Below are 8,172 nucleotides of genomic sequence, written 5' to 3' on the forward strand. Positions count from 1 at the left end.
CCAGCTTATTACATTATTTAAATCACACAACGCGAGTTCGCCGCTCGGTTACTGTGTTACTGAGGAGAGGCTGTTTCCAATACAACGTATTCAGACTGATCGGGGGAAGAGTTAATTGAAATGATGACTATGAATCACACAGATTTACTTAGAATAAATATAGATACAGGTATCATCTAAGCATCCGAAACCATCAATTCGGTTATTTTTCAATATTGCTTCACAATAGAATCCGCAGCGTTCAGCCAGCTTACTACTGCGAATATTTCTGCGTGCCATCCTGATTTCTAAACGTTTTGATTTCAAGTGGTGGTAGGCCAGGTCTCGAACCAGAATGCAGGCCTCTGTAATAAATCCATACCCCATAGCTTGAGTAGACAGCCAATACCCTATTTCAAAATAGGGTATCTGAGCATGACGAATAAACAAGCTAATGCAGCCAACAAGTTGATTAGTATGGTTGTTGATAATCAGAAACTTATACTCATCCCGATCCTCAGAGAAATTCTTACTGGCAATACTCATATTGCTAAAGACAGTTTCTTCACTGGAGTTATCATCAGCCCAAGTTAGAAACTCGCGGTGTAAGTTTGAAAAATTCACAATCAATTGATACATTTCCTGGCTTCTACTAAGGTCAGGAACCAAGAGGTGAATTTTCTTCCCATTAAGATACTCACCCGGCAAATCGGTAATGTTCATAGTAAGTCTTACCGTTCGAAATTACGATTATTGGCGGTCGTTTCCGAATCCAGTCACTAGAATTCATGATGTCATAAGCACCACAGGAAAAAATAGCTATTTTATCATCGAGTGAAAGGTCAAACGGGACCGGTACATTTTTTGCAATGATATCGTTTTCATAGCAGTTTGAACCGTAAACATCTGCAACGCTGTGTTCACAATTAACAGGGCGTTCTGGAATAATCAATACCTTACGATGGTTGTGATACTGAGCAGACCTTATGTTTGTTCCGGGCACCGCGGTGGTGATCACATTAGTGGAATAACGACATTTTGCAAAAACGATTCTAGTCACTAGATAGCCAAAATCTTCTGTTAATGCACGGCCAGGCTCCAGTATAAGGGGGGTCTTGTGAAAATCAATTCCTAACCTCCGTAGCTGTAAAGCTATCTTGACCGAATATTGTTCAAGGATTGATGCTGTATCAGAACCACAAGTTGATGCAGGGTAGCCTCCACCGATATCAATGAAACGAAGATGGTTTTTGAGAGCACCTATTTCATCTTGAAAAGACTCAAGCGTGTCAACAATACCCTGGCATGAACTAAGATTAGATCCAGAATGGACATGAATCCCGTTGCACAAAATGCCATGAGTAGTGAGTAAAGCGATGGCCTCATTCCACTCGTCTTTATCCATACCGAAGCGCGATAGTCCTTGGCCACGATAGTCGGAACTTAGGCGTAATGAAATGTGAGGTTCAGCATTAGTGTTAGCAGCAAGCGCTAATACTCTTTCTATTTCAGTTATATTATCACACTGAATATTAACGTTATTTGATAGCGCAAACTCAATCTCGTTATCCAATTTAACCGGGCCATCAAAAAAAATATTGGTTCCAAAAAATCCATCATTAATCGCAAGCTTTAATTCATGCAGAGAGACAACTTCAGCAGAAAAACCCTCTCTAAACATCAGTTGTGTGACGGAAGCAATATTATTACTTTTAAACGAATAGGCAAAAATTACGTGAGGGAATTGTTTATCCCATATCCCTCTAAATTCGCGAACGAACTGAGTCATCGCGTCAAGATCTAGAATATAAACATAATCTTCGTTTTCACTGAGATTAAATAAATCTATCGTCGACAGTGTCATTTTTTAACTCTCATCACCCACAAAGCAACGGACTGATATTTTGCATGCTCGTTCAACAACAGCCGGGTATTATAGTAACGGTCAAAAGCAAGTTGCTGCTTCTCTCTACTCAGTATGTTAAACACCGGTTTGCTACAGATAGAAATATTAACGTTTTTTTCGATCTCATCATCACTGTAAACTGGAAGATCGAATAATTCTTCATGCAATAGAGTAAAGTGCTGATTAAAGAAATTGAACCAATAACTGTAATCTCTCTTAATATCGGGTCGATAGCCAATATATTGTTCAACTAATGAAAGAAGTTCATTATCAGGCTCTGATTCGTAAAAAAATGGAGAAATACAGAGAAATCCATCCTGTTTTAAAACCCGTTGGACTTCGATGAGCGCCGCTGGTTTATCAGAAATGAATCCAAAACAACAACCTGCAGTGATATGCGTGAAAGTATTATCAGTAAATGAGACCGATTCAGCATTCCCTACAGAAAAGTGAACACACTCAGCAATATTGCCCTGAACGGCAAGTTGATTAGCAGACTCTATTGAACGGGCAGAAATATCGATGCCTTCGGCACTACATCCTGTTTTATGCACAATATTACGAGCCGAAAATCCTGTTGAGCATGCCAAATCGAGTAAATATGTGTTCGAATTTATTCTTGATTTTTCTATCCAGTAGTCAAGAGTAAACATCCCACCAGGAGGCGTATTATCAACTCCCAGAACCCCCAAAAAATCTGGATAAGATATTGTGTCAAAATCAATACTTGTACTTTCAGTTATTGGTATCATCAAAAATCCCACCATTTAATTATTGATTGTAAATCCGTTGACTTAACAAATTTTCTTTTATGATCGTTAGATTCTGATAACGAATAATTGTATTCGACCCCCTGTAAACAATAGATGGTTCTTATTTGTTGTCTGACGTTTTGTTTGATCAACATCGTTTCTGCATTGGCGAATTTATCGAAAACCCGGTCTGGTTGGATCAAGAAGGCAATACTGTTTTTTACTGGGATATAGCGGGAATGGTTCTTTGGATAATGGTTTGAAAATACGAGTAGATAAAGCTCTTCTTCGCCAAGTCTGAAACGCCAGTTTCTCTGCTGAATACCATCAAGAACTTTTGGATTTAACTGCTGGCGAATTAGCTCAAAAAATAATAGTGTCTGACGAGATAGATCACGGTCTGTTGCCACATCAGCATTATCGATTAACATATAGAGGCCCTCCATTTCCAGTACATGATAATTTTCAAGAAAATGTGAAAGCACTACACTGATGGACTCTTCTGAACTCGGTTCACTAGCAAGTCGCGTGAAAGAATGAAACCAGTGCTTTCTTCTATCCGCGAACGGGCACCAGACATTAGAAAAAATCTGGTCAATATTGGCGTGTAAATTGTTAACATTATCATTAATCACCCTAATATCAGATACAGTCAGGTAAGGCGCTGGCGGTTCGAACTTTAATTCTTGACTAATAGTTTTCGCAAGGGAATCGATAATATCTTGCGGATTTGATCTCAGCTTTTTATAAACTCTGGCATTTCGCTCAGAAGCACAGAAGAATACAATATACTCTGATACACTTAGAGGATAATAAAGTGTATCATTATAGATATCAGCGATCAGCATCGACATAAATACCCTCTAAAATTAAGGAATGAAAAACATATTTCGACAGAATTAAATCCAGAGGATTTAAATAGTTCAATGTTTTCCTCATGAAGATATGGGATGAGTTTATTTTCTAGTGCTTTACGTTTATTAGAAACTTCGGATTCAGAATAGCCATTCTTACCTTTCCATTTTAGGTAACTATCTATGTATTTCATATTAATTTCGGCGTCATTGAAAATAATCTTTTCAAAAACGAGCATCAAGGTTGAACTTGAGCATAGCGATTTTATATTGGTAATGAATTTCTTTCTTTCTGGTGGTCTAATAAACTGTAAAACGAGGTTAAGTATTATGAAATCTGGAACTTTTTCTGAGTTTATTACATTATCAGTACCATTAAGTAAATTACAGTTCTTAAAGGTGACCAGACTTTCATGTTCACCACATTTTTCTTGTGCTATTGCTAGCATACTTTCTGAGATATCAATTCCATAACAGTAATTTACTTGGTTTTCAGACAGGATTTTTGCGATGGTTGTGCCTGTAGAACAACCTACATCAATAAAAACCCTATTCTGAGAGAATTCATCATAAGTCAAAGAGATAATATCCTGAATGTTGTGATAGCCCGGAACGCTGCGGGAAACCATATCATCGAACACTTTACAAACATCATTATTAAATTCGAATGACCTTAAATTAGATGGATTTTCAAATATTTTATCAATGTTCATAGCGGAACTCTAAAATCGTAAAATAAGGAATGTGATGTGCACGATGGTTACTATCAGGATGTCTCGGTTCTTCAATAGAATGTAATGTAAAACCTGAAGTTAAAAATGCATTTAGATAGGTCGGTAATGTTCGCTTAAATGATAAAACTTCGCATAAGATCTCGTCATTGACATCGTAACGATTTTTTCTCTGAACTCCTTCATGAAAATAGTTAGTGACCTCCATATATTTACCTTCGTTACTTAAACATGAATCTTTAACAGGATTAGGAATTATGCATACGATACTCCCACCTTTATGCAAGAGACTTTTTGCTTTTAGGATATAATCTACAAAGTTTTCTACATGGTCGAGAACCAGAGAAAATATGACAAGGTCAAAGGAATGATTATCATGATAGTTCATAAATTCGCCATTGCTATATTCAATTGAACCGCCTAACTCCCTGGCTGTTGAAAGCATAGAACTGTTAATATCGAGACCGACAATATAACTAGATTTACCGTCCAACATCCTACAATACGTACCAATACCACAACCAACATCAAGAACTGAATTATATTTATTTTCTATCAGGATTCGTGCAACACTCTTGTCAAGAACAGTTTTATTCGTGCTTGATGTGTCACGATGCTCTCTATAATACCCTGCGATTTTATTAAAAACTGTCTCATCACCCGGCTTGAGTGTATCGCACTTCATCTCAATATTATCTTCTGTTATTTTATAGTCATAAAATAGTGTTTCATAGGTGTCAGGATTTATTAGTAATCTTTTTTGCCAAACACAACTTTTCCTTGTGGCAAGATAGCGTATTACTTCATGCGAACAGATTGATGAAACCATATAATTTAGTGGGCCATAAGATGGTGCCTGATATCGGCGATTAATGAGTATTTTTCCAGTTCGATTTTCTTCACAATCTCGAGTAAATAACTCCTTAAATCCCGGATTGGAAGTAGCATCCATCATTGGCCCGATCAGGCCAAGCCTTCCTAAGTATCCCGCATTGACAATTGGGATGTTATTATTATCATGAAAAATACTAATAAGTTCAAAAACATTATTAGGATCTGCTGATAACACGATAATATCGCACTCTGAAAAAAATGCGTTAAATTTATCCATATTTTCTTCATTCAGTAATAATGGGAGAACCTCTACCCCACATATTTTATTTCGTTCTGAAATATTTTCTTTCAGCGACGCTACCTTTAAGCTTCCTATCTGATCTTCTTTAAATATAGTCGCACGGGTAAGGTTAGACTCTTCAATTAGATCACCATCACTTATCTTGAGTTTGCCAACCCCAGCCGCTGCTAGTAGTATTGCAACATTAGACCCAATACCACCAGTCCCCATAATGCCAACGGTTGCCAGAGAAAGAGCTGACATCGTGGTTTCATGATTATCTTTTGATAGTTCGAAAAATAAACGATGTCTATCATAACGGTCGGGTTGCCAGACATGAATAATTATTTTTTCCTCAAGAAGATTTTCAATGATCTCATTGATATCGTATGAGGACTCTTCTGCTACTATTTTGTATTTATTCAGGATTATGCTTAATTCAGTTTCCACATTTAAATCTGTTAGCAACTCATAAAGAAAATCAGGTGAATCGTCTATTTCGATTAGGTCATGGAAAGTCTGTCCTGCAACTATTTTTTTATTGCTCTTATCATATGTCAAAGGAAGTGCTCGATTTAATTGTATTCTCACTTAAATTCCTCCAATAATATTTTTTCATTTTTTGAAGAGTTGCGGTTGTATAGTGTCCACATAATTGTGATGGGTATAATTCCAATGATACAACAAAGAGAAAATGCAAAAGCCGAAGTTAGACCAAAACTACTGGACAATAACCCGATGATACCCAATGAGACAATGCCAAAAATTCTTGCTATCAAGCTAATTATAGATAAAACAGTATTGGAATTTTTCTTATCAAGATACTTAAAATACTCAGAATCAAATTGACTCATTGGTACAGAAAAGAAACAATGGAATAAAGTAAATATAATAATTGGCGTCCAGGTGCCTTTTATTATAAGCAGAAGTAGCATAGTGCATGCTGCTAGCATTGTAGTAGCCAAGATAATGGTCATAGGTTGATAGTGGTTAAAAATCACTTTCCGGAGATATCTATTAAAAAGGTATTTTGTAAAAGAGTATGAGAAGAAACAAATGCCTAAGATGATGATCTCATTTTTTTTATCCGTATTGTCTATTAACCCAGTTTGCTCAAGAATAAATGGTTGCCAGAAATGGTAAACTGGCTGAATGGCTCCTACGACAAAACCGCATATCAAAATATAATAGACACCAACTTTCGTGGAAAAAAGCAAACGAAGTGACTCTCTGATATGCTTATAGACACTAAACTTTTCTTTTATTACAGCAACATCAATTTTATCCTCAACTGAGTTGACTGTACTGAATAGCAACATCAGTAAAATAAATAGAACTCCACATAAATAATAAACACTACTGAAGCTATCAAGCACCACCACGATTAAAACTCCGATTGCTCCTGATATAGAATTCAGCAGCGCATTAATTTCTCTGACATAAGAAATATAGTGGTGATAGGCAACATCAGCTTTCTTTGAAAGATTATCTACAAGTCCCTTTATCCAGGTACTATCTGCACCTGATATAAAACAGGCACCAAGCGCGTAGCAGATCTCTGCAAGTATCAGCAAAGACATATCCGGAGCATAGGTACAGAGTGGGAAAAAGGCTGCATAAAAACCACATGAGATTATTACGTTTTTTTTTACACCAAGTTTATCACCTAATATTCCCGTTGGAAGTTCAAATAAAAATACTGCTACGCTAAATATCATTTGTAGCATAGCAATTTGTGAAACTGAAACCCCCAAAGAAAATAGATAAAAAACATGAAATGAACCAGTCATCATGCGAACCGAATTCATTCCTGCACAGCCGTGAAGCAACCTTTTTACTTGTGCATCCATTATCATTATTTCTATCCAATTTCTAATAAGTGGCGATAATAATATCGCCACGTTGAGAAGAGAATTAGTTACTACCACCACCACACGTTGCCGCACCACATTCCAATACTTTTTTCTGCTGTTCTTTAACCTTGTTTACATCAACACGTTTTATCTTAAGTCTCTTGGTTAGCTTGATCTCTGATTGGTGCATGTTTTCTCCTAAATTTATATAAGCGATCATACACAGAAGGATTTCTTATGTTTGAGCACAATATAATTAGTAACATGATATCAACATTTATTTCAATAGTGCTTTAAAATTAGCCTTATTTGATTATTCCAGTCACTATTCATATAGTTAATCTGGATTGTAGTGAGGGACGAATTCATATATTACATTTAGTTACATTTTATTGAGGATATAATACCAACCTGATACATTAATATTATAATTATTTATTTATACATTGCAGGTTTTAATTTAACACCATCTTCCACTATTAAACTTAAATCGATTGGGCTGACGACAGAGTTGAAGTTATCAATGGCAGTAATTCTGTATTTCCATCAACTAAAATTCCCGTAGCACCTTACCAGACTCAGGCAGGAGGAAGTAATGCAGCCCATTACTGTACGTTTCAGACGGGTTGGGCTGGCGTGACAACACCAAGTCGTGAGTCTTGTGTGAACATGAATGAATACCATATGATTTACTGTCAAACGTGGTCAGCTAACGCTTGTAGTTAATCGGTTTTTTCTCCATACCAACAAAAGTTGTTTCGATATCAATTAAATCATGAATTAAATAATAATGTTTTTAATAGCCTTGTACTTTCTGAAATTCAAATAAATAGTTTACAACTAGTTTTTTGCTGTCGGAAATTATTATTCGGGGCGTTTAGCAAATTCCGACAGCCCTCAGTGTCAGCATAGTTGTCACTTACCGATTCACCCGCGCCCCCACGGCGGTCAGATTGTCTACGTTGGCGCTTAGCGCACCACCG

General features: G+C 36.6%; 8 protein-coding genes. All 8 read right to left on the reverse strand.

The window, feature by feature from the left end; translation table 11 throughout:
- Positions 1-144: 144 nt before the first annotated feature.
- Positions 145-702, reverse strand: coding sequence for a GNAT family N-acetyltransferase (locus AC971_RS20930; protein ID WP_025381520.1), 558 nt, complete (start codon positions 700-702; stop codon positions 145-147).
- On the reverse strand, positions 677-1,843 hold the full coding sequence (locus tag AC971_RS20935) for a type III PLP-dependent enzyme domain-containing protein (RefSeq protein WP_011192342.1): 1,167 nt from the start codon (positions 1,841-1,843) through the stop codon (positions 677-679). Before AC971_RS20935 ends, AC971_RS20930 begins: the two co-directional genes overlap by 26 nt.
- On the reverse strand, positions 1,840-2,637 hold the full coding sequence (locus tag AC971_RS20940; protein WP_025381521.1) for a class I SAM-dependent methyltransferase: 798 nt from the start codon (positions 2,635-2,637) through the stop codon (positions 1,840-1,842). The genes AC971_RS20935 and AC971_RS20940 overlap by 4 nt, the downstream gene beginning before the upstream one ends.
- Positions 2,637-3,491, reverse strand: coding sequence for a YqcI/YcgG family protein (locus AC971_RS20945; RefSeq protein WP_025381522.1), 855 nt, complete (start codon positions 3,489-3,491; stop codon positions 2,637-2,639). The genes AC971_RS20940 and AC971_RS20945 overlap by 1 nt, the downstream gene beginning before the upstream one ends.
- Positions 3,479-4,204 (reverse strand): methyltransferase, encoded by a 726-nt coding sequence (locus tag AC971_RS20950; RefSeq protein WP_011192339.1) that lies wholly within the window; start codon positions 4,202-4,204, stop codon positions 3,479-3,481. Before AC971_RS20950 ends, AC971_RS20945 begins: the two co-directional genes overlap by 13 nt.
- Entirely contained in the window at positions 4,194-5,927 is a 1,734-nt protein-coding gene (locus tag AC971_RS20955; RefSeq protein ID WP_025381523.1) for a ThiF family adenylyltransferase, read from the reverse strand. Before AC971_RS20955 ends, AC971_RS20950 begins: the two co-directional genes overlap by 11 nt.
- Positions 5,924-7,186, reverse strand: a complete 1,263-nt coding sequence (locus AC971_RS20960) for an MFS transporter (RefSeq protein WP_231573048.1) — start codon at positions 7,184-7,186, stop codon at positions 5,924-5,926. The genes AC971_RS20955 and AC971_RS20960 overlap by 4 nt, the downstream gene beginning before the upstream one ends.
- A 64-nt stretch (positions 7,187-7,250) precedes the next feature.
- On the reverse strand, positions 7,251-7,379 hold the full coding sequence (locus AC971_RS25535) for a hypothetical protein (protein WP_012413695.1): 129 nt from the start codon (positions 7,377-7,379) through the stop codon (positions 7,251-7,253).
- Positions 7,380-8,172 lie beyond the last annotated feature (793 nt).

This window comes from Yersinia similis (assembly GCF_001053095.1).
GTDB classification, from domain to species: domain Bacteria; phylum Pseudomonadota; class Gammaproteobacteria; order Enterobacterales; family Enterobacteriaceae; genus Yersinia; species Yersinia similis.

Excerpts from the sequence above, each read along its gene's own strand:
- AC971_RS20930 (WP_025381520.1), bottom strand. The coding sequence starts at position 702 with ATGAACATTACCGATTTGCCGGGTGAGTATCTTAATGGGAAGAAAATT.
- AC971_RS20935 (WP_011192342.1), bottom strand. The coding sequence starts at position 1,843 with ATGACACTGTCGACGATAGATTTATTTAATCTCAGTGAAAACGAAGAT.
- AC971_RS20940 (WP_025381521.1), bottom strand. The coding sequence starts at position 2,637 with ATGATACCAATAACTGAAAGTACAAGTATTGATTTTGACACAATATCT.
- AC971_RS20945 (WP_025381522.1), bottom strand. The coding sequence starts at position 3,491 with ATGTCGATGCTGATCGCTGATATCTATAATGATACACTTTATTATCCT.
- AC971_RS20950 (WP_011192339.1), bottom strand. The coding sequence starts at position 4,204 with ATGAACATTGATAAAATATTTGAAAATCCATCTAATTTAAGGTCATTC.
- AC971_RS20960 (WP_231573048.1), bottom strand. The coding sequence starts at position 7,186 with ATGGATGCACAAGTAAAAAGGTTGCTTCACGGCTGTGCAGGAATGAAT.
- AC971_RS25535 (WP_012413695.1), bottom strand. The coding sequence starts at position 7,379 with ATGCACCAATCAGAGATCAAGCTAACCAAGAGACTTAAGATAAAACGT.